Source organism: Leucobacter celer subsp. astrifaciens, from assembly GCF_001273835.1.
GTDB classification, from domain to species: Bacteria; Actinomycetota; Actinomycetes; order Actinomycetales; family Microbacteriaceae; genus Leucobacter; species Leucobacter celer.
On the sequence record NZ_JHEI01000144.1, the window covers coordinates 64557 to 88148 of the forward strand.

A 23592-nucleotide genomic window follows, 5' to 3' on the forward strand; every position below is an offset into this window, starting at 1 on the left:
GCCGTCCCCGCTCGGGGCGCACTCACCGCGACCCGAGTACCCTGGAACGGTGACTGCGCCCAACGGACTCCGCGCCATCCCCACCGATGACCGCGCCTGGCTCATGGCCGCGCTCGCCGACGCCCTCGCCGGGGGCGCCCCGGTGCTGCCGGTCGTCGCGGGCACCGACCCGGAGGCGATCGTCGCGCTGCAGCACGAGACCCTGCCCGAGGGCACCGCGCTCGTGGTGCGCACCTCGGGATCCAGCGGTATGCCCAAGGCGGTGGCGCTCGGCGCCGACGCGCTGCGTGCCGGAGCCGAGGCGACGCACGAGGCCTTCGGAGGCCCGGGGCAGTGGCTCGTCGCGCTGCCGGTCCACCTCATCTCGGGACTGCAGATGCTGGTGCGCGGCGAGGTCTCGGGGATCGCGCCGGTGTTCTTCGACGGCGGGGACGATGGCTTCGACCCCGAGCGCCTGCTCGAGGCGGCCGAGGGCCTCGAACACGATCGCCGCTACGTCTCGCTGGTGCCGGTGCAGTTCTCGCGGCTGCTCGACCTGGCCGAGCGGGACGCCGGCGCCGCCGACGCGCTGCGGCGCTTCGACGCCGTGCTGGTGGGCGGGCAGGGCGTGCCGCTGGTCATGCGCCGGCGCGCACACGAGCTCGGCGTGGCGCTCAAGCGCAGCTACGGCATGACGGAGACGGCCGGGGGCTGCGTCTACGACGGCGTCGAGATCGGCGACACGAGGGTGCGCATCCGCGAGGGAGAGGTGCAGCTGGCCGGATCGACGCTGGCGCTCGGCTACGCGGGCGATCCCGAGCTCACCGCGCAACGGTTCGTCGAGGATCGCGGCCGCGACGGCGCGGTCACCCGGTGGTACCGCACGGGCGACGCGGGTGAACTGCTGGGCGGCATGCTCACCGTCACGGGGCGACTCGATCGGGTGATCATCTCGGGCGGCGTCAACGTGTCTCTCGACGAGGTGGAGCGCGCGGCCAGGGATTTCGCGGGCTGGGGGAGCGCGGTGGCGCTCGCGGCGCCGCACCCGGAGTGGGGCGAGCGCGTCAGCCTGGTCGTGGAGACCGAGCCGGGTGCGGCGGCCTTCGAGGAGGTGCGCGCGGCGATCCGGGATCGCCTCGGCGCGGCCGCGGCACCCGAGTGGGTCACCGAGACCGAGGAGATCCCGCGCCTCGCGGGAGGCAAGCCCGACCTCACCGCTCTCGACGAGTGGCTGACAAGACTGCGGGCCAGCTTCCGGGAGACGCGTCAGATGCAGAAAGTCGAGGAGGAGCAGTGAACGCGAGGGATCGGCGCAAGTCGGGCAACCCGGCGGTGCGGGCCGCGGCGGAGCGGCAGGTCGCCGCGGGCGATCAGCCCAGGATCACCTGGCGCAACTGGCTCGGCGGTGCGCGCCTGCGCACGCTGCCGCTCGCGTTCGCACCGGTCGCTGCGGGCGCCGGGGTCGCCCACATGGTGCAGGGCTTCTCGCTGCCGCTCACGCTGCTCGCACTCGCGGTCGCGGTGCTGCTGCAGATCGGCGTGAACTACGCCAACGACTACTCCGACGGAGTGCGCGGGACCGACGAGTTCCGGCTGGGGCCGGCGCGACTCACCGGATCGGGGCTCGTCGACCCCAGGAGGGTGCTGGTCACCGCCCTCGTGTTCTTCGGGCTCGCCGCGGTGGCCGGCCTGGCCGCCGTGATCATGAGCGAGCGCTGGTGGTTCCTCGCGCTGGGCGTGCTCGCGATCCTCGCCGCCTGGTTCTACACCGGGGGTAAGCGGCCGTACGGATACGCGGGCCTCGGCGAAGTCATGGTGTTCATCTTCTTCGGGCTCGTCGCGACCGTCGGCACCGTGTACCTGCAGACGGACGTGCAGACGCAGGAGGCCTGGTTCGCCGGCGCGGGGGTCGGGTTCTTCGCCGTCGCCGTGCTGGTCGTCAACAATCTGCGCGACATCCCGACCGATCGGCTCGCCGGCAAGCGCACCCTCGCGGTGCGCATGGGCGATCGGGCCTCGCGGGTGCTCTACATCGTCTGCGTGCTGCTGCCCTTCGCGGTGCCGGCCGTCTTCGGTCTCGTGAACCCCGGCCTGGTGCTCGTGTGGCTCGTGCTGCTGGTGGTGGCGCCGTGCATCCTGATCGTGATCACCGCCAAGACCCCGCGCGAGCTGATCCTCGTGCTGCAGCTGACCAGTCTCGCGGCGCTCGCCTACGGCGTGCTGCTCGGGGTGGGCTTCGCGTTCTGATCGGCGCGAAGAGGTCGATGCCCTGTCAGAGGCCCCTTGCCCCGGCCCTCTCTGAGTCGGTAGGCTGACTCAGGTATCCCGATCGACCCGGAGGAAAGGAGCAGGCCATGGAACGCATCCGCATCCCGTCGGCAGCTGCTCTTCCGGGCAGCCTGCTGACCGGACATTAGTTCATCCGGCTGCGCTTTCCGCAGCCCTCTCCGTTTCAGCCACCGAGCACCGGCCTTCTGCGCCGCAGCGCTCCCATCCGATCAGGGATCATGACCTCTCCGCATTCCGCCTCAACGCCTGCCGGCGCCGAGACCGCCGCGCCGCCGCGGCTCCCCATGCTGCGCTCGCTCGCGCGGCTCATCCCGTACGCCCGCCCTGCGATGCCGCGTCTCATCGGCGGCGCAGTGGTCGCGCTCGCCGCCACGTTGGTGAGCCTCATGGTGCCGCTCGTGATCCAGTGGGTGATCGACGGCCCCATCAGCACCGGTGATCGCGCGGTCGTGCTGTGGGGAGTGGGCGCCGTCTTCGCTCTGGGCCTCGTCGAAGCCCTGTTCGTCTTTCTGCGGCGCGCGCTCGTGCTCGCCCCCGCGACCGAGGTGGACCGGCTGGTGCGCCAGGCCTTCTTCGAACGGCTGCTGCGACTGCCCGTCGCGTTCCACGACCGGTGGCCGGGCGGACAGCTGCTCAGCCGGATGATGCAGGACATCGGCCGGGTGCGGCGGTTCCTCTCGTTCGGCCTCATCATGCTGCTCGTGAACCTGCTGACCATCGTCATCGGGATCGGCCTGCTGTTCCGCTGGCACTGGCTCCTGGGCACGCTCTTCCTCGTCTGCACGGTGCCGTTGTGGCTCGCGAGCATGCGCTTCAACTCGCGCTTCGACAGCCTCTCGCGTTTGAGCCAGGACCAGGCGGGCGATCTCGCGACCTCCGTCGAGGAGAGCGTGCACGGGATCCGGGTGCTCAAGGCGTTCGGCCGCGGCGGGCACGCGCTGGCCGCCTTCACGCGGCGGGCGGAATCGCTGCGCAGCACCGAGCTGCGCAAGGCGCGGGCGCTCGGCGAGATCTGGTTCTGGCACGAGATCGTGCCGATCGCCGCGCAGGCTCTCTGCCTGTTCGCCGGAGTCTGGCTGGTGACCCGCGGCGAGCTCTCCGTCGGTCAGCTCTTCGCCTTCTTCACGCTGGCCGCGGCGCTCAGCTGGCCGATCGGGTCCCTCGGCTTCCTGTTCTCGATGCTCATCGACACCCGCACCTCGGTCGACCGCGTCTTCGAGGTGTTCGATGCGCGGATCGCGGTCGAGGATCCCGCGCACCCCGTCGATCCGGGGCATCCGACGGGCCGCCTCCGGTTCGACGACGTGTCCTTCCGCTACCCCGACATGGGCGACGGCGAGCGGGACGTGATCCAGGGCCTCGACCTCGAGCTCGAGCCCGGCGAGACCCTCGCGCTCGTGGGCGCGACCGGCTGCGGTAAGACCACGCTCACCACGCTGCCCTCGCGCCTGTTCGACGTGACCGGGGGAGCGGTACGGCTCGACGGCATCGATGTGCGGGAGATGTCGCTCGCGACCCTGCGCTCGCACATCGGCATCGCCTTCGAGGATCCGGTGCTGTTCTCCGCCTCGGTGCGCGAGAACGTGCTGCTCGGACGTGAGGATCTCGAGCCCGGCAGCGAGGAGGCAGAGCGGGTGCTGCGAGAGGCCCTCGAGGTGGCGCACGCCGGCTTCGCCTACGACCTGCCCCTCGGTCTCGACACCGAGGTCGGCGAGGAGGGCCTCAGCCTCTCGGGCGGGCAGCGTCAGCGGCTCGCCCTCGCCCGGGTCGTCGCGGCGAAGCCCGCCGTGCTCGTGCTCGACGACCCGCTGTCGGCGCTCGACGTCGACACCGAGACGCGGGTGACCGCCGAGCTGCGCCGCGTGCTCGCCGACACCACGGTGCTCGTCGTCGCCCACCGTCCCTCGACGGTCGCGCTGGCCGACCGTGTCGCGGTCATGTCCGAGGGGCGGATCACCAGGGTGGGCAAGCACACCGAGCTGCTGCGCACGAGTGCCGAGTACCGTGCGCTGCTGTCCACCCTCGGCGATGACGATCGGGGCGGCGGGGCTGCGGGTGGCGGCGCCTCCGGGGGCAGGAAGCCCGGAACCGAGGACGGGTCCGGAGAGGGGGCTGTCGCATGAGCGTCACCACTGTGCACGGCACGAGCGGCGAGGACCGCGGCGACTACAACCGCGCCGAGAGCCGGTCGATCCGGCGGCGTTCGCTGCGGCTCCTCGCCGACATCCTGCGTCCGCGGAAGGGGCTCCTCGCGCTCACGGTCTCCGTCGTCGTGGTGTCCACGATCCTGCGCGCCGTCGTGCCGAGCCTCATCGCCTACGGCATCGACACCGCGCTGCCCGCCGCCCTCGGCGGCGACTGGACGCCGATCCTGTGGACCGCGGCGGCGATCCTCGGCGCCGGCGGGGTGGGCGGCGCCCTCGTCGGCTGGTACGTCGTGCTCATCGCCCGGCTCACGCAGGCGATCATGCTCGAGCTGCGCACCCGTATCTTCCGGCACACGCAGCGGCTCAGTCTCGAGTTCCACGAGGGCTACACGTCGGGGCGCATCATCTCGCGGCAGACGAGCGACCTCGAGTCGATCCAGGAGCTGCTCGACGGCAGTCTGAACGAGCTCGTCGACGCCGTGCTCATCGGTGCGTTCACGCTGTGCGCGCTGCTCCTGCTCGACTGGCAGAGCGCCCTGATCCTCGCCGCCGCGATGATCCCGCTCGTGCTGCTCATGCGCTGGTTCGTGCGCGAGTCGCAGCGGGGCTTCCGTGCCACCAGCGTGGCCAGCGCGAAGCTCATCGTGCGGTTCGTCGAGACGATGACCGGCATCCGGGCGGTGCAGGCGTTCCGCAAGGAGCGGCAGCGCTCGCGCGAGTTCGCGGGGGCCGCGAAGGAGTACCTCGACGCGAACCTGCGCGTCATCAAGCTGTACGGCGTGTTCGATCCGGCGCTCATGCTGCTCGGCAGCACCACGATCGCGGTCGTACTGCTGTGGGGCTCGCTGCGCGTCGTCGACGGTGCGCTCGCCATCGGCGTGCTGCTGGCCGCGATCATGTACGTGCGCAACTTCTTCGGGCCGCTCGAGGAGGTGGCGACGTTCCTCAACTCCTACCAGTCGGCGGCGGCCGCGCTGGAGAAGGTGTCGGGTGTGCTCGAGGAGGAGCCGACGGTGTCGGATCCCGCGCAGCCCGATCTGCTGCCCGAGGGCGGCGGCGAGATCGGCTTCGAGGACGTCGACTTCGGGTACGGGGCCGGCCGGAGCGTGCTGCAGATTCCCGAGCTCACGATCGCGAGCGGCCAGACCGTCGCGCTCGTGGGCACGACGGGCGCGGGCAAGTCGACGCTCGCGAAGCTCGTGGCGCGCTTCTACGACCCGCGGCGCGGGGCCGTGCGGCTCGACGGCGTCGACCTGCGGGCCGTCGCCTCCGCCGATCTGAGGCGGACCGTCGTCATGGTGACGCAGGAGGCCTACCTGTTCAGCGGTTCCGTGGCCGACAACATCGCGCTCGGAAACCCCGATGCCTCGCTCGACGAGGTCCAGGCGGCCGCCCGCGCGGTCGGCGCCCACGACTTCATCGAAGCGCTTCCCGACGGCTACGACACCGACGTGAACAAGCGCGGCGGTCGGGTCTCCGCCGGCCAGCGCCAGCTGATCTCGTTCGCGCGGGCCTTCCTCGCCGACCCGACCGTGCTGATCCTCGACGAGGCGACGGCCTCGCTCGACCTGCCGAGCGAGCGGCAGGTGCAGGACGCCCTGCAGCGGTTGCTCGCCGATCGCACCGCGATCATCATCGCGCACCGGCTCTCGACGGTGGAGATCGCCGACCGGGTGCTCGTCATGGAGCACGGCCGCGTGGTGGAGGACGGCAGCCCGGCGCAGCTGATCGCGCGCGACGGACGCTACGCCCGGCTGCATCGCGAGTGGGCGGCGTCGCAGGCCTGAGCCCGCGGTCGCGGGCTCGATCCCGCGGCATCCGTATCCTCCGGTGTTCCTCTAGTGTGGGAGCGACATGTCGAATTCCACGCGGGCGCTGCTGCGGCGCATGGCTCCGAGCATCTACGGGCCGACGATCCTGTTCACCCTCGGCGAGTACGCGATGCTGCCGCTGATCCCGGTGATCGCGGTCGGCATGGGGGCCGGACTCGGCCTGTCGGGCGTCATCGCGTCGGCGGTCGTGGTGGGGCAGCTCGTCGGCAACCTGCCCGCGAGCTGGGTGGTGTCGCGGGCGGGGGAGCGCATCGCGATGCTCATCGCCTCGGGGGTCGCCCTGCTCGGGGCGGCCGGGGTGGCGCTCGCGCCGAACCTCGGTGTGCTGGGGATCTCGGTGTTCGTGGTCGGCTTCGCCGCGGCCACTTTCGGGCTCGCGCGGCACTCGTTCATGACGACGCGGGTGCCCTTCGCGTTCCGCGCCCGCGCGCTGTCGCTGATCGGGGGATCCCACCGCCTCGGGCGCTTCGCGGGCCCCTTCCTCGCTGCCGGCCTGCTCGCGGTGACGGGGAGTGCCGCCGCGCCGGTGTGGGCGTTCGTCGTGTGCCTCGGGTTCGCGGCGCTGCTGGTCGGCTTCGCCCCGGATCCCGAGCGCGTGATCGCCCCGTCGCCGGACCGTGCGGCTGCGGACGCGACTCCCGGCGCCGCGCCGGCGCCGCGGACGGGCGGGATCGTCGCGGCCGTCCGGGCCGGCCGGGGACCTCTGCTGCGGATCGGCGGATCGGCCGCCGCGCTGTCGGGTCTGCGCTCCGTGAAGGACGTGCTGCTGCCGCTCTGGGGCGTCTCGATCGGCATGGACGCCACGGGTATCGCGCTCGTGGTGGGGATCTCGGGCACGATCGACTTCGCGCTCTTCTACACGAGCGGGCAGGTCATGGACCGCTACGGGCGCCTGTGGGCGGCGCTGCCGGCGACGGTCGCGATGGCGCTGAGCTTCCTCGTGCTGGCGTTCACGCACGACCTGCCGGGGGCCGAGATCTGGCTGCTGGGCTGCGCGGTGGTGATCGGGATCGGCAACGGGCTCTCGAGCGGGATCCTGCTCACCCTCGGCGCCGATCTGGCCCCGCGAGAGGATCCGGCGCCCTACCTCGCCGCGTGGCGCACGCTCACCGACCTCGGCGGCGCGCTCGCGCCGCTCGCGGTGTCGGCCATCGCAGTGGCCTCGCTGCCGCTCGCCGCCGCGGCGACCGGGGCGCTCGCGGTGCTCGGCAGCGCGGGCTTCGCGCGCTGGATCCCGCGCTACATCCCGCGTGCGCGGGGCGGGCGACGGGATCCCTGACCGGGTGTTCGTCGATCGGTGACACTTCGCTCACAGGCGGTATTCCCACGCCTGTGAGACCGGGTTATCCACATCTTCCGTTTATGCGCTCGATCAGCGGTTCTTCTCTGGCAGACTGGCTCAGAATCAGAGAGAATGAGGGCGTGATCACCATGAACGAACCGCAGATCTGGGCGGTCATCGGCGTGCTCGCCGCGACGCTCGTCGGGTTCGTCACCCTCGTCATCCAGCTGCTCACGCGCACCATCTCAGCCCAGTTCGACGGGGTGGCGGCGAGGTTCGAGGCCATCGACGCGAAGTTCGATGCCATCGACGCGAAGTTCGAGGCCAAGTTCGAAGCGGTCGACCGCCGCTTCGAGGCCCTGCACGCCGAGATGGTGCTGCGCTTCGAGCATCAGGAGCGGGCGTTCGACGAGCGGTTCTCGCGCCTCGAGACGAAGCTCGAAGGTCTCGATCGCGACGTGCAGGCCATCTCGAGGCGGGTGTTCCCGGAATAGGGTTGAGCGCGCTCCGGCGACTCTCCGCGGCTTCTGAGACGTCGTTGCCTAAACTAGACTCCGTCCGCCCACCGGCGCACGTTTCCCGACCGAAGGACTCCCGCACACCGTGAGCACCACCGATCGCCAGCCTCCTCTTCGCATCCTCATCGGATGCGACACCTTCCTCCCCGACGTCAACGGCGCAGCCCGCTTCGCCGAGCGGCTGGCCGCCGGCCTCGTGCAGCGAGGGGAGGACGTGCACGTCGTCGCCCCCTCCGTGCGGCACAACCGCGCGGGCAGCTTCGTCGAGACGATCGAGGGTGAGCGGATGACCGTGCACCGCTGGGCGAGCTGGCGCTGGTACCCGCACGACTGGCTGCGCTTCGTGCTGCCGTGGCGGGCCCGCGGGTACGCGCGCAGGCTGCTCGATCGGGTGCGTCCCGATGTGATCCACATCCAGTCGCACATCGTGATCGGGCGAGCCCTCGCCATCGAGGGCTCGAAGCGCGGCATCCGCATCGTCGCGACCAACCACGTCATGCCCGAGAACGTGCTCGACTTCACCCTGCTTCCCGAGCGGGCCAAGCGCGTCTTCGTGCGCTGGGGCTGGGGCGCGGCCGACCGCGTGCTCAAGCTCGCCTCGGCGATCACCACGCCCACCCGCCGTGCCGCCGATTTCCTCGAGCGCAATACGCACCGCAGGGGGGTGCTCCCGGTGAGCTGCGGCCTGCGCGCCTCGAACTACACCGCCGACTTCGCTCCCCGCTCCGCCAACAAGCTCGTCTTCGTCGGCAGAGTCACGCTCGAGAAGGAGATCGACGTGATCCTGCGCGCAATCCCGCGCATCGATCCCGCGCTCGATGTGAGCTTCACGGTTGTCGGCGACGGCGACCAGCGCAAGAACCTCGAGAAGCTGGCCGTCGAACTCGGCATCGCCGACCGAGTGCATTTCACCGGTCGGGTCAGCGATGAGCAGCTGCGTGCGCACCTCACCGAGGCCAGCGTGTTCGTGATCGCCTCGATCGCCGAGCTGCAGTCGATCGCCACCATGGAGGCCATGGCCTCGGGGCTGCCCATCGTCGCGGCCAACGCGATGGCGCTCCCGCACCTGGTGCACGAGGGGGAGAACGGCCACCTGTTCCAGCCCGGCAACGATCGCGAGCTGGCGGAGCAGATCGAGCGCATTCTGCACAGCTCGCCGGATGACTTCGAGCGCATGCAGCGCGCATCGCTCGAGTCGGTGCAGGTGCACGACATCGACCGCACGCTCGACACGTTCGAGGCGCTCTACCGCGGCGAGCCCGTCGCGAGCTGATGCACGTCCTCATCGTCACCGATCAGCACCCCGAGTCGCTCGGCGGGGTGCAGGTGGCGATCCGCCTGCAGCGGAGGTACCTCGAGCGGCTCGGGCACCGGGTGACCATCGCCGCACCCGCGCTGCACCGTCGCGGGTATGTCGCCGACCCCGCCGACCGCGAATCGTACGTCGATCTGCCCTCGATGCCCATCACCCGGGATCGCGAGTACGGGCTGAGCCTGCCTGGGAGGCGCACCGACCGAGTGCTCGCCGCGGCACTGTCGGGACTGCCCGCCGTGGACCTCGTGCACGTGCAGGGCGACTTCTGGGGTGCGCTGATCGGGCTGCGCGCGGCGCGCGGACTGCGCGTTCCGCTCGTGATCACCATGCACAACCACGTCGACGAGGGCACCCGGGCGGTCACCCCGTTCGCCCCGCTCGTGTTCGGCGCGCTGCGGCTCTGGCGCGGTCTGGCGCTGGGGCGGTGCCGCGGCCCGGTGTCGCGGGAGGCCCGCGGGGCCTGGCGCTACCTCGCGCAGCTGGCGGCGGAGGCGAGCGCGGTGACCGCGCCGTCGCGGCACTTCGCCGACGAGCTGCAGCGGCACGGCGTCTCACCCCGGGTGCTGGTGACCCGCGGCGGGGTCGACGACGCGGCGATCGCCGAGGTGCGCGCGCTGCCGCGCACGCCGCGGCGACGGCCGCGCCTCGTGTGGCTCGGGCGCATGAGTCACGAGAAGCGCGTGCTCGAGTTCGTGGACGCCGTGGGGGAGTCGGGGATCGACGCCGATGTCGTGCTGCACGGCGCCGGGCTGCTGCTGCCGCGGGTGCGTGACCGGATCGCCCGGCTGGGGATCGGCGATCGGGTGACCGTGGCCGGGCCGGTGCCGTACCGCGATGCACTCGCGGCCATGCGCGACGCCGACGCGCTCGTGCAGACCTCGATGGGGTTCGAGACGCAGGGGCTCACCCCGTTCGAGGCGGCGGTGCTCGGCACCCCCACCGTCTTCTGCGACCCGGAGATCGCCGACGATGTGGCGGTCTCGACGGGGTGGCGGGTGCCGGACGGCAGCGTCTCTGCCCTCGCGCGCACGCTGCAGGAGGCGGTCGCGGCGATCGCGGAGGATCCCGCCGCGCACCGGGTACCGGAGTCGGAGGCCCGGGACTTTCTGCAATCGGCGCAGATCGAGGTGCTGCTCGACGTCTACGAGCGCGTGGTCGCGGCTCACCGGCGCTGATTCGAGCGGACCTCGCGGCCGATCCCACCATGCCACCGGCACCGCGGTGCGCCCCGCGGTGCCGGTGCCGGTGCTGCCCGGGGTGCCTCGAGATCCCCCTTTCTGCCGCTCCGCCGGGGGAGAGATGACAGAAAGGGGGATCTCGGCGCGAAAGCCAGGTCATGACAGCCCCGGCTCAGAGCTCCCGGCTCAGAGCACTTTCGAGAGGAACTGCCTGGTGCGCTCGTGCTCGGGGTTGGTGAAGACGAGCTCGGGATCCCCCTGCTCGATGATGGCACCCGCATCCATCACGATCACCCGGTCTGCGACCTCCCGCGTGAAGCCCATCTCGTGACTCACCACGATCATGGTCATGCCGGCTGCCGCGAGATCCTTCATCACCTGCAGTACCTCGCCCACCATCTCGGGGTCGAGGGCGCTCGTGGGCTCGTCGAAGAGCATGAGCGCAGGACGCATGGCCAGGGCGCGGGCGATCGCGACGCGCTGCTGCTGTCCTCCGGACAGGGAGCGGGGGCGCGCGCCGGCCTTGTCGGAGAGACCGACACGAGCGAGGAGCTCCTCCGCGTAGGCGAGCGCGTCGGCCCTCTTCTCGCCCTTCACACGCACGGGCGAGTGCCAGATGTTCTCGAGCACCGTCATATGCGGGAACAGGTTGAAATGCTGGAACACGAAGCCGATGTCCGAGCGTTGTTTCGCGAGGGCCCGAGCCGAGATCTCTCGCACTTTGCCGGACTCGGTCTCCTGCTCCCCGATCCGCTGCCCGTTGACGTGGATCTCCCCGCTGTCGATCGGCTCGAGTCGATTGAGGGTGCGCAGGAATGTGGTCTTGCCGGCGCCCGATGGGCCCACGAGAACGACCACCTCGCCGCGCTCGATCTCGAGCGAGACATCGGTGAGGATGTGCCGGTCGCCGAACCACTTGTTGATGTCGACCGTGCGGACGATGGGACCGTCCGCCGTCGAGACGGGGGCGGTGTACTCCGTGGCGCTCATGCCGCGGCTCCTTCCAAGTCGGCGAGCGGGTTCTTGGGCGCCACTCGATCTCGCTTGCTGCGCATGCCGAAGAGGCGCTTCCAGACCGACTCGGCCTTGGGGAGGCCGGCCTTGGCGTTGAGCCAGTTCTCGATCTGCGTCTGAATGATCGTCCAGATCGTGGTGAGCGCCAGATAGTAGAGCGCGATCACGATGAAGATCTCGAAGGCTTTGAACGTGGACGCCGCCATTGTGCTTCCCACCTGGTACATCTCGGAGACGCCGATGATCGAGAGGATCGAGGTGCTCTTCATGAGCCCGTTGAAGGAGTTGCCCAGTGGGGGAACCATGACGCGGATCGCCTGCGGCACGATGATCCATCGCATTGAGCCGAGCGGAGTCATCCCGAGAGAGAGGGCCGCTTCGGTCTGGCCTTTCTCGATCGATTCGAGGCCTCCGCGCACGATCTCGGAGATGTACGCGCTCTCGTTGAGCATGAGACCGATGATGGCGGCCTGCACAGCACCCTTGATGAGGATACCTATGGTGACGTCTTCGAAGCGGAAGATGTTCGCTGCGGCGAAGCCGGTGTAGAGGATGACGAGTTGCACCAGGAGAGGAGTGCCTCGGATGATCCAGATGTACAGGCTTGCGATGATGCGCAGCGGCAGGAGACGACTGCGTCCCATGAGTGCGATGATCAGACCGAGGATCAGGGCCAGGAACATCGCGACTACGGAGATGCCGATCGTGACCCAGAGTCCGTCGAGGAATTTCTGGTTCGGTTGGAGGAGCGAACTCCAGAAGTAGGTCCAGTCGAAAGTCATTGTGTGGGAGTCCTTGCAGAATCGGGCCGGGGCGGGGAGGATCGTTCCCCGCCCCGGAGTGGACTAGTCGGCCTGGGTGATGTCGTTGCCCGTGACGTCCCATTCTTCGAGGATTGCGTGGTACGTGCCGTCGTCGATCATGGTCTGGAATGCCTCGGCGAGTGCCTCGTTCAGCTCGGTGTTGTCCTTGAGCGTTGCCGCGCCGATCCTGATCTTGTCGGACACCTCGCCGACGAGCGTGATCGCTCCGTCGCTCTGCTGACCGTAGAAGCCCATGATCTCGGAGGTGTCGATGAAGGCGTCCTGCTGCCCGGTGAGTACCTGCTGCACGGCGGTGGCTCCCTCGTCGATCAGGGTGATGTTGAGCGGGGCCTTGCCCGCCGCCTCGCAGGCCTCCGAACGAGTGTCGGCGGCGGCCGCACCGGTGGCACCGGTGATCGCCACGACCTTCAGGCCGCAGAGGCTATCATCGTTGCCGGTGACGTTGCGGGGGTTCTCCTTCGCCACGCCGACGCCGGTGCCCGAGTAGAGATAGGGTACGAAGTTCGCGATCTCCTCGCGCTCGGGCTTGATGTATAGCGAGCCCATGATCACGTCGCACTGCTTGGCCTGCAGTGCGGGGATGAGTCCGGCGAAGGCGTACTCCGCGAGTGACGTCTGCAAGCCCAGGTTCTCGGCGAGTGCGTTCGCGAGGTCGATCTCCACTCCGATCAACTCGTTGTTCTCGTCGTAGTAGATGTTGGGTGGCGAGTCACCGGTGCAGATGGTGAGCTGCCCTTCCTTGATGATGGCCGGTGGCGCGACCGACGCGGAACCTCCGCTCTCGCCGCCCGAGGGCTCTGGAGCGGCCTGACTGCAGCCGGCGAGCGCCAGGGCCGCACTTGCGAGGAGAGCGGTGAACGCTCCGGTGAGGAGTCTGGGGGTGGTGCGAGAGGAAGCCACGGCGGTCTCTCCATTCGGTAGTGGTTTCGGGTTGCCCTTCTTCGGTGAAGGAGTATGCTGTCGTCAGCGGCTGATGGTCGGACCAACTGACTAAGCTGTGATGGACGATACCCGGCGCCGCCGGTATCGTCAACTGCGTAACCGAACTGAAACAGAAGAGACCAGGCCGTGAAACGGCGAGGCTTCGGCTGTGCGGTTCCGGCGAGGCAGAATGAGAGTTCTGATGGGTGAGCCGCTCGAAAGGAGCCGACATGGACTGGGAAGCAGTGGGGCGAGCGACGACGCTCTCCGTGCCCGACCGCCTGTCCGTCGATCTCGAACGATTGATCCTGGAGGGCAAGCTCGCCCCGGGCGAGAAGGTGCCGCCGGAGCGCGAACTCGCTGAGTATTTCGGAGTGTCCCGCCCCTCCATCCGCGATGCGCTGCGCGAGCTCGAGAATCGTGGTCTGATCGATCGGAAACCGGGACGCGGCACGATCGTGCTCGCTCCGGGCGAGCGCGCGAAGGTGCCGGAGAACGCGCTGGGGATCGTCGACTCGTTGCGTCCTGAGCTGCACGACATCATGGAGCTCCGAGCGATCATCGAGCCGCCGATCGCGAGGATCACGGCGACTCGGGCGACCTCGCGCGATCTTGCCCAGCTGCGCGAACTGGTCGAGGCGATGGAGAAGGACGTGACCAAAGAGCGATACGCAGAACTGGATCGCGCCTTTCATCAGGCCATCGCGCAGTACGCCCACAATCCGCTGCTCGAGCTCATCAACGAGCAGATCGCGCAGCAGATCGCGCCGAGCCGTGCCAGCCGATACCAGACGAAGGCGCGCCGCAAGGCGTCGAGCGCCGCCCACCGCCGCATCTTCGAGGCGATCGCTGCGGGAGACGGCGAACTCGCCGAGCAGGAAGCCCGCGCGCACGTGCTCGACATCGGCAAGCAGATCGCCCTCGCGGCGACCGGCACCAGGCTTCAGGACGAAGGAGCGAAGTGAAATCCACCCACACCCACCGCGGCGCGATCTCGACGTCGCACCACCTCGCCACCGAGGCCGGCGCCGCCGCCCTCGAAGCGGGCGGCACCGCCATCGATGCCGCGCTCGCCGCGGCGGCCGCTCTGTGCGTGGTGTACCCGAACAACGTGGCGCTCGGCGGCGACCTCGTCGCCCTCGTGCGCAGCCCCGACGGCGAGGTGCGCTTCCTCAACGCCACCGGCACGGCGCCGGCGGCTCAGACGCTCGAGGCGCTGCGCGAGAAGCACGGCGAGCAGCTGCCCCTGCGCGGTATCGACACCGTCACCGTGCCGGGCGGGGTGTGCGGTTGGAACGCGCTGCACGAGTACGGCGCGAAGCTGAGCTGGGCCGAGCACTTCGAAGCCGCGATCCGGCACGCCGAGCAGGGGTTTCCCAACTCGCGTTCGGTCGCCGCAGCGCTCGTCGACGACCGGGACTCGCTCGCGCAGGATCCCGGCGCGAGCGCGATCTTCTACCCCGGGGGCGAGCCGCTCGCCGAGGGCGCGCCGCTCGTGCAGCCCGCGCTCGCCGCCACGCTGCGCCGACTCGCCGAACACGGCTCCGCCGAGTTCTACGAGGGCGAGACCGCGGCGCGCTGGATCGCGGGCCTGCAGCGCCTCGGCTCGAAGATTTCGATGCAGGACGCCGCCGACTACTCCGCCTTCTGGGGCGAGCCGCTCGAGGGAGCCTTCGCGGGGCTCCGCGTGCTCACCGGACCGCCCAATACCTCCGGCTTCATGCTGCTGCGCGCGCTGAACGCCATCGCCGGAACCGACGGAGGGTCGGGGATCGAGGATCCGCTCGGCGCCGGTGCCGGCGAGCTCGCCCGCGCCTTCCACGAGAGCAACACGGTGCGCGCGGCCGCGCTGGCCGACCCCGGCTTCGGCGGAGCGTCGGGCGTGGAACTCGTGGCGATGGCGGCCCCCGAGCGTCCGATCCGCGGCGCCGCGACGGCGAGCGGAGACACCGTCGGGCTCAGCGCCGTCAGCTCGGACGGCTGGGCGGTGTCGCTCATCAACTCCGTCTACTGGGGCTTCGGCGCCCACATCCTGGAGCCCGAGACGGGCATCGTCTTCCAGAACCGCGGCACCTCGTTCTCGCTCGACGCGGCATCGCCCAACGCCTTCGCTCCGGGCAAACGCCCGCGGCACACCCTCATGCCGGTGCTGATCCTGCGCGGCGACGAGCTCGCGTGGGTACCCGCGACGATGGGCGGATCGGCGCAGCCGCAGATCCACACCCAGCTGCTGCTGCGCTCGCTGGCCGTGGCGTCGCCGCACGACGCCACGCACGCGCCGCGCTGGATCGTCGACGAGGCGCGAGGCGAAGCACCCGTCACCGTGACGATCGAGGAGGACGCGCCGGCCTCAGCGCGGGCCGCGATCGCCGCGGCCGGTTTCGAGCTCGGGACCGTGCCCCCGTACACTGAGGACCTCGGCCACTCGAACCTGATCAAGGTCACCCCCGACGGGTACGAAGCGGCGAGCGATCCCCGCTCCGACGGCTCGGCGATCGTGGTCGCAGACCCGGGCTGATCCCGCGCCGCGCCGCGTCCCGATCACCCACGAACCTCAGAATCGACCGTCACTATGACCAGCACCCCCCGTCCCAGCATCCTCGTCCTCTCCCTGCTCGGCGCGACCACCGGCCTGCTCTCCGGACTCTTCGGCATCGGCGGAGGCGTAGTCCTCGTCCCGATGCTCGTCATGATCCTCGGCTTCCAGCAGCGGCTCGCGGCCGGCACCTCGGTCGCGGCGATTCTGCCGGCGGCGGTGGTCGGGGGCATCGGCTACGCGGTGCAGGGCAACGTGGACTGGCTCGCGGCGCTGCTGCTGGCGGCGGGCATCATCTTCGGCGCCCAGCTCGGCAGCTTCCTGCTCTCCCGGGTGCCCACCGGCTTCCTGCGCTGGATGTTCATGGCGTTCCTGCTGGGCGTGGTGATCAGCCTCTGGTTCGTGGTGCCGCAGCGCGACGCCTCGATCGACATCACCGTGCTCTCCGGCATCCTGCTCGTGTTCACGGGACTCGTGACGGGTGTGCTCTCCGGGCTGCTCGGGGTCGGCGGCGGCGTGGTCGTCGTGCCGATCCTCATGTTCTTCTTCGGGTCGAGCGACCTCGTCGCGAAGGGCACCTCGCTGATCATGCTCATCCCCGGATCGCTGTCGGGAACGATCGGCAATGCGCGCCGACGCAACGTCGACCTGCGGGCGGCCGCGATACTCGGGATCGCGGCGAGCGTGCTCTCGCCGCTCGGAGCGGTGATCGCGACGCACATCCCGCCGTTCTGGTCGAACGCGGCGTTCTCGGTCCTGCTCGCGTTCATCCTGGGGCAGATGCTCTTCAAGACGCTGCGCAAGAAGAAGTAGGCGGTTGCCGGGAGTACCCTTGCCTGTCCCCCACCCGCGCCTACCGAACCGCCGCCACCCGATCCCCTCTTCGCGCGTCAGTTGTTGTCATCAAACCTCGGATGAGGCAGCAAGAACTGACGCGCGAAGGAAGAGGGGATCGGGCGGGGCGCAGGAGAGGACGGGCTCAAGGCCCGGATCCGGAAGGCCCCTCAGGGGGCGGGGTAGGCGGGCGGCAGCACGACGTCGCTGCGCTTGTACATGGTGAGCAGGGGTTCGGCGCGCACGCTGAGCTCCCCCTCGGGGAAGCGCGTCGCCAGCTCGGCGATCGCGGCCGGCACCTCGTTCCGATCCCGGAACGCCAGCATCGCCCGCACCGAGCTGTCGGACGAGGTCTCGGCCACCCATCGGCTGCGAGGGTCCGCGGCGATGAGGTCAGCGAGAGCACCCAGCCGGGCGACGGAGACGCGGGCGTCGAGATAGACCTCGTAGGGGAAGCCGAGCAGGCCCGGATCGAGCACCGCGCGGATGCTGACGCGGTCGGCGCGCTGCAGGATCTGGATCCGCCGGCGCACGGTCGCCTTCGCGAGTCCGAGCTCCGAGGAGATCGCGTCGATGCTCATGCGCCCGTCCCGAATGAGCAGGTCGAGGATGCCCCGGTCGACCTGATCGAGTTCGTTGAGCAGCTCCTCGGGGGCGACCAGCGCCGAGGTCTCGTCCTCGCCGAGCACGGCGAGCTGTCCCTCGTCGAGGATGTCGGGCTGCCAGCCGCGCACGGTACGCCGGTAGCGGTGCAGCGGCGAGAAGGAGTAGTCGCGCACCTCTAGGCGGGGGAGTTCGCGCTCGATGAGGGACGCGCGGTCCTCGGTGCGGATGAAGCACTCCGCGAGCACGGCGCTCTCGGACATCAGCGTGCTGACCCAGAGCGTCTCCGGCCGATGCGACAGCCAGCGCGCGACGTTCGAGAGCTGGTCGGGGCGGCAGGCGATGCGGGCGAGGAAGGCGTCGCCGCGCCCGGCGACGAGCGGGTGGGCGAAGGCGGTGACCCGCACGAGCCCCTGCTCGAAGAGGCGCGTGGCGCGTCGGGACACGGTGCGCTCCTGCAGGCCCGTCGCCTGCGCGATCAGGCGCCAGGAGGCGCGGCCGTTGCGCAGCAGCGCGGCGCAGATGTCGCGGTCGGCCGGGTCCAGTACTTCGGTCATGCGCGCTCGCTCTCGCCGTTTCGGTCAAAGCCCAGATCCCAGTGTAACTTTTCGGACACCTGAAGGACTCAGTATTGACATAGTAGTCATTTATGGTCATTATTTATGACGAAACAGACACGAAGGCATCCCGCTCTTCCTGTTCTACTCATTCGAGGAGGAGTGAGTGACCGAAGTGGACAATGACAACTGTCGCTGGAGCGCGCTGCAGCAGCTCGCCGCGCTGCAGCGCCGCGAGTTCTCGGCTCGCGAGTTGCTCCGCGATACCCGCGAGCGCTACGAGCGGGTCAACCCCGTGATCAACGCGGTGGTGGCCGCCGACTTCGCCGCGGCGGAGGAGGTCGCCGAGCGCTCGGATCGGCTGCGGTCCTCCGGCGCCGAGCCGCGTCCGCTTGAGGGGCTGCCCGTCGTGGTGAAGGATCTCGAGGACACTGCGGGCATGCGCACGACCTACGGCTCGATGCTCCACGCCGATCACGTTCCGGATCGCGATTCGCTGGTCGTGGAGCGGCTGCGGGCCGCCGGCGCGGTGATCTACGGCAAGAGCAACACCCCCGAGTTCGGCACCGGGTCCCACACCTACAACCGCGTGTACGGCACCACCACCAATCCCTACGACCCGAGCCGCTCGGCCGGCGGGTCGAGCGGCGGGGCCGCCGCGGCGCTCGCCGCCGGACTGAGCGCCGTAGCCGACGGCTCGGACATGGGCGGCTCGCTGCGCAATCCCGCGGCGTTCTGCAATGTCGTGGGGCTGCGGCCCTCCATCGGGCGGGTTCCCAACTGGCCGTCTCAGGACAGCTGGGACACGCTCGCCACCAACGGGCCGATGGGGCGCACGGTGGGCGATGTGGCCCTGCTGCTGTCGGTGCTCTCGGGCGGAGACGTGCGCGCCCCGATCGCTTTCCCCGACGCGCTGGGAGCCGGGATCCCCGCGCTCGGCCGGCCCCTGCGCATCGGCTGGAGCCGCACGCTCGGGGGCCTCGACATCCAGCCGGAGATCACCGCGGTGCTCGACGGCGAGGGCAGGCCGACGCTCGATGGGCTCGGCCACGCGGTGCGCGACGTCGAACCGGTGCTCGAGGAAGCCGATCGCGCATTCCGGGTGCTGCGCGGGCTGAACTACGCCCGCGGCTTCGGCAGGCTGCTCGACGAGCACCGTGAGCTGCTCAGCCCCGAACTCGTGGCGAACACCGAGGCCGGGCTGCGCCTCACGGTCGCCGACTTCCTTGAGGCCCGTGAGCAGCGCACCCGGGTCTACAACGGGCTGGTCGGCCTCTTCGACGGGATCGACGTGCTTGCAGCCCCCGTCACCGCGGTCGTGCCCTTCCCTGCAGAGCAGAGCTGGCCGCAGGAGATCAACGGCGTCGTGCAGCCGGACTACCTCGAGTGGATGCGGGCGAGCTGGCGCATCTCGCTCACCGGTTTCGCCGCGATCAGCGTGCCCTGCGGCTTCACCGCCTCGGGCCTGCCGGTCGGGCTGCACCTGATCGCTCCGCCCCGGCAGGAGCCGCTGCTGCTCGCCCTGGCGCAGCAGTTCGAAGACGCTCGGCCCGTGTGGCGCGAGCGACCCCGGATCCTCGCGGCGCAGGCCGCACCCCATGAATCACTGCAAGAAACGGAGGCACTGCGATGAGCAGCAGCGATGGCGCAACGCTCTCGATCAGAGATCTCACCAAGGAGTTCACCACCCCGGAGGGGTCGAACTTCACCGCTCTCAAGGGCATCGATCTGGATATCGTTCCGGGCGAGTTCTTCGTCATGCTGGGCCCGTCGGGCTGCGGCAAGACGACGCTGCTGCGCTCGATCGCGGGTCTGGAGCAGCCGACGAGCGGCGAGATCTGGTTGGGGGGTGATCGGATCGATCAGTTGCCGCCGTATCGGCGGCACGTGAACACGGTGTTCCAGGCGTACGCGCTGTTCCCGCATCTGACGGTGCGGGAGAACATCGCGTTCGGTCTCGAGATGGAGGGCAAGTCGGCGAAGTCGGCCGAGGTGCGAGCCCGTGTCGACGAGATGCTCGAGCTGGTGGGGCTGGGCGAGTTCGGGAGCCGGAAGCCCGCCCAGCTGTCGGGGGGCCAGCAGCAGCGGGTCGCGCTCGCGCGGGCGCTGGCGAAGAAGCCCGACGTGCTGCTGCTGGACGAGCCGCTGTCGGCGCTGGATTTGAAGCTGCGGCGCGGCATGCAGACGGAGCTCAAGCGCATCCAGGTCGAGTCGGGGATCACCTTCGTGTTCGTGACGCACGATCAGGAGGAAGCGATGAGCATGGGGGATCGGATCGCGGTGTTCAACCGCGGATCGATCGCCCAGCTGGGGGCTCCGCGCGAACTGTATGCGGAGCCGGCGAACCGGTTCGTGGCCGAGTTCATCGGCGAGATGAACTTCCTCACCGTGACCCCGGACGGGGATGGTGCGCGTACACGCGACGGTGCCCTGATCGAGGTGGACGCGCTGTCGGAGCCGGTTGCTGGCGAGTCGGAGGCGACGGTCGGGATCCGTCCGGAGCACCTCCGGATCGCGGACGCGGGCGCGTTTACCGGGGAGATCGTCGCCTCCCAGTACACGGGCACGGACCTCAGGCTGTGCGTGCGGATCGGGGCGCGCGAGGAGGTGTGGGCGCGGGTGGACGCGAACTACGCCGGGCCCTCCGCGGTCGGCGAGCGGACGGCGCTGGCGGTGGCGCCGCGGGCGGCGAGGGTGGTGCGGTCATGACCGCGCCGTCTCACCACGCATCGCCTCCGCATCCGACGGTGCCGGTGGATGTGGCGTCGGCGGAGCAGTTCCGCAAGACGAGGTGGCGGCGTCCGGGGAGCGGTTCGCCGTGGCTCGCCGCCCCGGGCCTCGTGCTGGGGATCGTGTTTGTCGCGCTGCCGGTGATCCTCGTGATCGGCTACTCCTTCATGAGCCGGGCGCCGGGCGGGGTGGGCGTCGCCGGGCCGGTGAGCTTCGACAGCTGGCAGCGGCTCCTCTTCGAGGAGGACTTCAGCGGCGATCTCGCCTTCAACGGCCAGTACCTTGTGATCCTGTGGCGATCGGTGTGGATGGCGGGCCTGACCACGCTGCTCGCGATCCTGGTCGCGATCCCCACCGCGGTGTGGATCGCGACGCGCACCCCGAAGGTGCGCAACATGCTCGTGCTCGCGGTGACGATCCCGTTCTGGACGAACACCCTGATCCGCACCTACGCGTGGATGATCATGCTCAACGACCAGGGCCTCATCAACGCGGGGATCAAGGCGGTCGGCTTCGAACCGCTGCCGATGTTCCCGAGCCCGTTCGCGACGATGGTCGGTCTCGTGTACGTGTTCGTGCCGTTCATGATCCTGCCGATCTACACGAGCGCCGCGAAGTTCGACTTCCGTCTCGCGGAAGCGGCCTACGACCTCGGCGCGACCCGCTGGAAAGTGGTGTCCCGTGTGCTGCTGCCGAGTCTGCGCTCGGGCATCCTCGCGGGCAGCCTGCTCGTGTTCGTGCCCGCCCTGGGCGCGTTCATCCAGCCGATGCTGCTCGGCGGCGCGAAGCTCGACCTGATCGGCACCGTCATCCAGCGCCAGTTCAAGGAATCCATGAACTGGCCCTTCGGCGCCGCGATCTCCGTCGCCCTGCTGATTCTGACCATGCTGGCGCTGCTCGGCTTCGCGTTCGCCGCGAAACGGCTGTCCGCGTCGGGCGAGAAAGCGAGCCTGCTATGACCACCACCAGCACCGCTAGCGGCATCGGCAGCGCTGCGCCTCCTGCCGGCGCTCCCGATCGCTCCCGGTTGCGCGCGTTCAGAGCGCTGAACGCGTTCCCCGGATTCGCGGGAGTCGGCATCGCCCTGCTCGTGTTCCTCTACCTGCCGCTGACCGTGATCATCGGGTACTCGTTCAACGCGAACAACATCGTGATGGTGTGGGGCGGGTTCAGTCTCGACTGGTACACGGAAGTGTTCCGATCAGCTCAGATCCGGCAGGCGTTCATGAACTCCCTGGTCATCGCCGTCTGGTCGACCGTGATCGTGCTCATCCTCGCGGTCCTCGCGGCCGTCGGCCTGATCAGCATGAAGCGCCGCAACTCGGCACTCGCGTCCGGCCTGCTGGCCGCACCGCTGATCCTGCCCGAGATCGTGCTCGCGATCGCGATCCTCAGCCTCTTCGCGTTCGCGAAGGTGCCGCTCGGGATCCCCGCGATGATCGTCGGCCACGCCGTGGTCGGGCTGCCCTTCGCGCTGATGACGATCCGCTCCCGCCTCGCGGAAGCCGACTGGTCCCAGTTCGAGGCCGCAGCCGACCTCGGTGCGAACGAGCGCCGCATCTTCCGGCGCATCACCCTCCCCATGCTGACCCCCGCGATCATCTCCGGCGGCATGCTCTCCTTCATCGTGTCGATGGACAACTTCATCATGTCCTTCTTCACCGCAGGCCCCGGCTCCACCACGCTCCCCCTCTACATCTGGGGATCGCTCCGCGTCGGTCTCACCCCCGAGATCAACGCCCTCTCGACCATGATCCTGGTCGTCTCCGTCCTCGTCCTCGTCCTGTCCCAACTCATCACCCGAAAGAAAGGCTGACCCATGAAACACACGCCCCTGCGCCTCACGCTCGCAGCCACCTCCGTGGCCGCGCTCCTCCTCGGAGCCACCGCCTGCGCCACCACCGACAACAACACCGACACCGGAAACGGCAGCGGCAGCGAAGCCGCGGCGTTCCCGGAGAGCGGCTCCGGCGTCGTCAACCTCTTCAACTTCACCAACTACATCAACCCCGACACGCTCGAGCATTTCACCGAGGAGACCGGCATCACGGTCAACGTCGACACCTTCTCGTCCGCCGAGGAGATGGTCGCCAAGGTGAAGACCGGGAGCGCCACCTACGACGTGGTGACGGTGTCCGACTACGTGGCCGAGGATCTCATCGCGAGCGGCCAGCTCGCGGAGATCGACGCGACGAGCTGGCCGAACGGCGGCAACATCGAGGACGGCTTCATCGACATGTACTTCGACGAGGGTCGCCAGTACACCACGCCCTACGCCATGATCTACAACGGCATCGGCTACAGCAGCGCTGTACTGCAGGATCCCGTGACGAGCTGGGACGACTACTTCTCGGCCCCCGCCGGTTCGAGCGGTCTGATCGGCCTGCACGACAGCCAGACCTTCGTGATCGATGCGGCGCTGCTCGCGACCGGTTCCGAGCCCTGCACCGACGACGGAGCCGACTACCAGAAGGCGCTCGACCTGCTGAACGAGTTCAAGCCGAACGTCAAGGTGATCAGCTCCGATGGCACCATCGACCGCCTCGCCGGCGGCGAGACCGTGCTCTCGACCATGTGGAACGGCTCCTTCGCGCGTGCGAAGGCGCAGAACGCCGACCTCGAGTACGTGCTGCCCGAGGAGGGGTACACGATGGGCGGCGACAACCTCGCGATCCTCACGAACGCGCAGAACGCCGACAACGCGAAGATCTTCATGAACTGGATGCTCGATCCCGCCAACGCGGCGACGAACGCGAACTGGATCAAGTACTCGGTGCCGCTGAAGGGGATCGGCGAGGCGCTCGACCAGCTCGACGACGGCGGCGGAAAGGTGATCGTGCCGACCGACGAGGAGGCCGCGCGCGGCCTCCTGCAGACGCCCTGCTCGCCCGACGTGAAGGAGCAGTACGACAAGCTCTGGACGATGTTCAAGGGCTGAGCATGATCGCGCGACCGGGAGCCGCGCCGCGCCGCCCGCAGCGGCGGCGTGCGGGGCTCCCGTGCGCGCTCGCTCCTGTACCCGCCCGCGGGCGC

General features: G+C 69.6%; 20 protein-coding genes. 16 read left to right on the forward strand and 4 right to left on the reverse strand.

Going from position 1 to position 23592, the window contains the following annotated elements:
• Positions 1 to 49 precede the first annotated feature (49 nt).
• The 8 genes from AMS65_RS15230 to AMS65_RS15265 all read left to right on the forward strand — a co-directional run bounded on the left by AMS65_RS15230 (position 50) and on the right by AMS65_RS15265 (position 10537).
• The gene (locus AMS65_RS15230) at positions 50 to 1276 is read left to right on the forward strand and encodes an AMP-binding protein (RefSeq protein ID WP_241489471.1); all 1227 of its coding nucleotides are present in this window, start codon (positions 50 to 52) and stop codon (positions 1274 to 1276) included.
• Positions 1273 to 2226 (forward strand): 1,4-dihydroxy-2-naphthoate polyprenyltransferase, encoded by a 954-nt coding sequence (locus AMS65_RS15235; RefSeq protein WP_169787581.1) that lies wholly within the window; start codon positions 1273 to 1275, stop codon positions 2224 to 2226. The genes AMS65_RS15230 and AMS65_RS15235 overlap by 4 nt, the downstream gene beginning before the upstream one ends.
• Before the next feature lie 260 nt (positions 2227 to 2486).
• Positions 2487 to 4391 carry an ABC transporter ATP-binding protein gene (locus AMS65_RS15240; RefSeq protein WP_083451754.1) on the forward strand — a complete coding sequence of 635 codons (1905 nt, stop codon included), beginning with the start codon at positions 2487 to 2489 and terminating at the stop codon, positions 4389 to 4391.
• On the forward strand, positions 4388 to 6202 hold the full coding sequence (locus tag AMS65_RS15245; protein ID WP_053385032.1) for an ABC transporter ATP-binding protein: 1815 nt from the start codon (positions 4388 to 4390) through the stop codon (positions 6200 to 6202). The genes AMS65_RS15240 and AMS65_RS15245 overlap by 4 nt, the downstream gene beginning before the upstream one ends.
• Positions 6203 to 6269: 67 nt before the next feature.
• Complete coding sequence (locus tag AMS65_RS15250; RefSeq protein WP_053385033.1) at positions 6270 to 7526, forward strand: MFS transporter; 1257 nt, start codon at positions 6270 to 6272, stop codon at positions 7524 to 7526.
• Between the two features lie 143 nt (positions 7527 to 7669).
• A complete protein-coding gene (locus AMS65_RS15255; RefSeq protein ID WP_053385034.1) occupies positions 7670 to 8023 on the forward strand; it encodes a hypothetical protein in 354 nt (117 codons plus the stop codon).
• Positions 8024 to 8132: 109 nt separating this feature from the next.
• Positions 8133 to 9320 carry a glycosyltransferase gene (locus AMS65_RS15260; RefSeq protein ID WP_053385035.1) on the forward strand — a complete coding sequence of 396 codons (1188 nt, stop codon included), beginning with the start codon at positions 8133 to 8135 and terminating at the stop codon, positions 9318 to 9320.
• Positions 9320 to 10537: a glycosyltransferase gene (locus AMS65_RS15265; RefSeq protein ID WP_053385036.1), complete on the forward strand. Its 1218-nt coding sequence runs from the start codon at positions 9320 to 9322 to the stop codon at positions 10535 to 10537. Before AMS65_RS15260 ends, AMS65_RS15265 begins: the two co-directional genes overlap by 1 nt.
• A gap of 189 nt (positions 10538 to 10726) precedes the next feature.
• Here AMS65_RS15265 and AMS65_RS15270 read toward each other — a convergent pair whose 3' ends face one another.
• The 3 genes from AMS65_RS15270 to AMS65_RS15280 all read right to left on the reverse strand — a co-directional run bounded on the left by AMS65_RS15270 (position 10727) and on the right by AMS65_RS15280 (position 13278).
• Entirely contained in the window at positions 10727 to 11530 is an 804-nt protein-coding gene (locus AMS65_RS15270; protein WP_053385037.1) for an amino acid ABC transporter ATP-binding protein, read from the reverse strand.
• Positions 11527 to 12336 carry an amino acid ABC transporter permease gene (locus tag AMS65_RS15275; RefSeq protein WP_053385038.1) on the reverse strand — a complete coding sequence of 270 codons (810 nt, stop codon included), beginning with the start codon at positions 12334 to 12336 and terminating at the stop codon, positions 11527 to 11529. Before AMS65_RS15275 ends, AMS65_RS15270 begins: the two co-directional genes overlap by 4 nt.
• Before the next feature lie 63 nt (positions 12337 to 12399).
• Complete coding sequence (locus AMS65_RS15280) at positions 12400 to 13278, reverse strand: ABC transporter substrate-binding protein (RefSeq protein ID WP_053385039.1); 879 nt, start codon at positions 13276 to 13278, stop codon at positions 12400 to 12402.
• A 251-nt stretch (positions 13279 to 13529) separates the two neighbouring features.
• Between AMS65_RS15280 and AMS65_RS15285 the strand changes: the two genes are divergently transcribed.
• Genes AMS65_RS15285 through AMS65_RS15295 form a run of 3 tightly spaced genes read left to right on the forward strand, consistent with a single transcriptional unit; the run spans position 13530 to position 16648 of the window.
• Positions 13530 to 14264: a FadR/GntR family transcriptional regulator gene (locus AMS65_RS15285; protein ID WP_053385040.1), complete on the forward strand. Its 735-nt coding sequence runs from the start codon at positions 13530 to 13532 to the stop codon at positions 14262 to 14264.
• Positions 14261 to 15817, forward strand: coding sequence for a gamma-glutamyltransferase family protein (locus tag AMS65_RS15290; protein ID WP_053385041.1), 1557 nt, complete (start codon positions 14261 to 14263; stop codon positions 15815 to 15817). Before AMS65_RS15285 ends, AMS65_RS15290 begins: the two co-directional genes overlap by 4 nt.
• Positions 15818 to 15871: 54 nt before the next feature.
• Positions 15872 to 16648 carry a sulfite exporter TauE/SafE family protein gene (locus tag AMS65_RS15295; RefSeq protein ID WP_053385042.1) on the forward strand — a complete coding sequence of 259 codons (777 nt, stop codon included), beginning with the start codon at positions 15872 to 15874 and terminating at the stop codon, positions 16646 to 16648.
• Between the two features lie 191 nt (positions 16649 to 16839).
• On the opposite strand, the gene AMS65_RS15300 is transcribed toward AMS65_RS15295, so the two are convergent.
• Positions 16840 to 17829 carry an Lrp/AsnC family transcriptional regulator gene (locus AMS65_RS15300; protein WP_053385043.1) on the reverse strand — a complete coding sequence of 330 codons (990 nt, stop codon included), beginning with the start codon at positions 17827 to 17829 and terminating at the stop codon, positions 16840 to 16842.
• A gap of 166 nt (positions 17830 to 17995) precedes the next feature.
• Here AMS65_RS15300 and AMS65_RS15305 point away from each other — a divergent pair, with 166 nt between their 5' ends.
• Genes AMS65_RS15305 through AMS65_RS15325 form a run of 5 tightly spaced genes read left to right on the forward strand, consistent with a single transcriptional unit; the run spans position 17996 to position 23497 of the window.
• Positions 17996 to 19462 carry an amidase gene (locus AMS65_RS15305; RefSeq protein ID WP_083451755.1) on the forward strand — a complete coding sequence of 489 codons (1467 nt, stop codon included), beginning with the start codon at positions 17996 to 17998 and terminating at the stop codon, positions 19460 to 19462.
• Positions 19459 to 20538, forward strand: coding sequence for an ABC transporter ATP-binding protein (locus AMS65_RS15310; RefSeq protein ID WP_053385044.1), 1080 nt, complete (start codon positions 19459 to 19461; stop codon positions 20536 to 20538). The genes AMS65_RS15305 and AMS65_RS15310 overlap by 4 nt, the downstream gene beginning before the upstream one ends.
• Positions 20535 to 21518 carry an ABC transporter permease gene (locus tag AMS65_RS15315; RefSeq protein WP_157502343.1) on the forward strand — a complete coding sequence of 328 codons (984 nt, stop codon included), beginning with the start codon at positions 20535 to 20537 and terminating at the stop codon, positions 21516 to 21518. The genes AMS65_RS15310 and AMS65_RS15315 overlap by 4 nt, the downstream gene beginning before the upstream one ends.
• Positions 21515 to 22375, forward strand: coding sequence for an ABC transporter permease (locus AMS65_RS15320; RefSeq protein WP_083451756.1), 861 nt, complete (start codon positions 21515 to 21517; stop codon positions 22373 to 22375). Before AMS65_RS15315 ends, AMS65_RS15320 begins: the two co-directional genes overlap by 4 nt.
• Before the next feature lie 3 nt (positions 22376 to 22378).
• A complete protein-coding gene (locus tag AMS65_RS15325) occupies positions 22379 to 23497 on the forward strand; it encodes an ABC transporter substrate-binding protein (protein ID WP_053385046.1) in 1119 nt (372 codons plus the stop codon).
• Positions 23498 to 23592 lie beyond the last annotated feature (95 nt).

Excerpts from the sequence above, each read along its gene's own strand:
- AMS65_RS15265 (WP_053385036.1), top strand. The coding sequence starts at position 9,320 with ATGCACGTCCTCATCGTCACCGATCAGCACCCCGAGTCGCTCGGCGGG.
- AMS65_RS15300 (WP_053385043.1), bottom strand. The coding sequence starts at position 17,829 with ATGACCGAAGTACTGGACCCGGCCGACCGCGACATCTGCGCCGCGCTG.
- AMS65_RS15240 (WP_083451754.1), top strand. The coding sequence starts at position 2,487 with ATGACCTCTCCGCATTCCGCCTCAACGCCTGCCGGCGCCGAGACCGCC.
- AMS65_RS15275 (WP_053385038.1), bottom strand. The coding sequence starts at position 12,336 with ATGACTTTCGACTGGACCTACTTCTGGAGTTCGCTCCTCCAACCGAAC.
- AMS65_RS15270 (WP_053385037.1), bottom strand. The coding sequence starts at position 11,530 with ATGAGCGCCACGGAGTACACCGCCCCCGTCTCGACGGCGGACGGTCCC.
- AMS65_RS15250 (WP_053385033.1), top strand. The coding sequence starts at position 6,270 with ATGTCGAATTCCACGCGGGCGCTGCTGCGGCGCATGGCTCCGAGCATC.
- AMS65_RS15310 (WP_053385044.1), top strand. The coding sequence starts at position 19,459 with ATGAGCAGCAGCGATGGCGCAACGCTCTCGATCAGAGATCTCACCAAG.
- AMS65_RS15315 (WP_157502343.1), top strand. The coding sequence starts at position 20,535 with ATGACCGCGCCGTCTCACCACGCATCGCCTCCGCATCCGACGGTGCCG.
- AMS65_RS15285 (WP_053385040.1), top strand. The coding sequence starts at position 13,530 with ATGGACTGGGAAGCAGTGGGGCGAGCGACGACGCTCTCCGTGCCCGAC.
- AMS65_RS15325 (WP_053385046.1), top strand. The coding sequence starts at position 22,379 with ATGAAACACACGCCCCTGCGCCTCACGCTCGCAGCCACCTCCGTGGCC.
- AMS65_RS15295 (WP_053385042.1), top strand. The coding sequence starts at position 15,872 with ATGACCAGCACCCCCCGTCCCAGCATCCTCGTCCTCTCCCTGCTCGGC.
- AMS65_RS15320 (WP_083451756.1), top strand. The coding sequence starts at position 21,515 with ATGACCACCACCAGCACCGCTAGCGGCATCGGCAGCGCTGCGCCTCCT.
- AMS65_RS15245 (WP_053385032.1), top strand. The coding sequence starts at position 4,388 with ATGAGCGTCACCACTGTGCACGGCACGAGCGGCGAGGACCGCGGCGAC.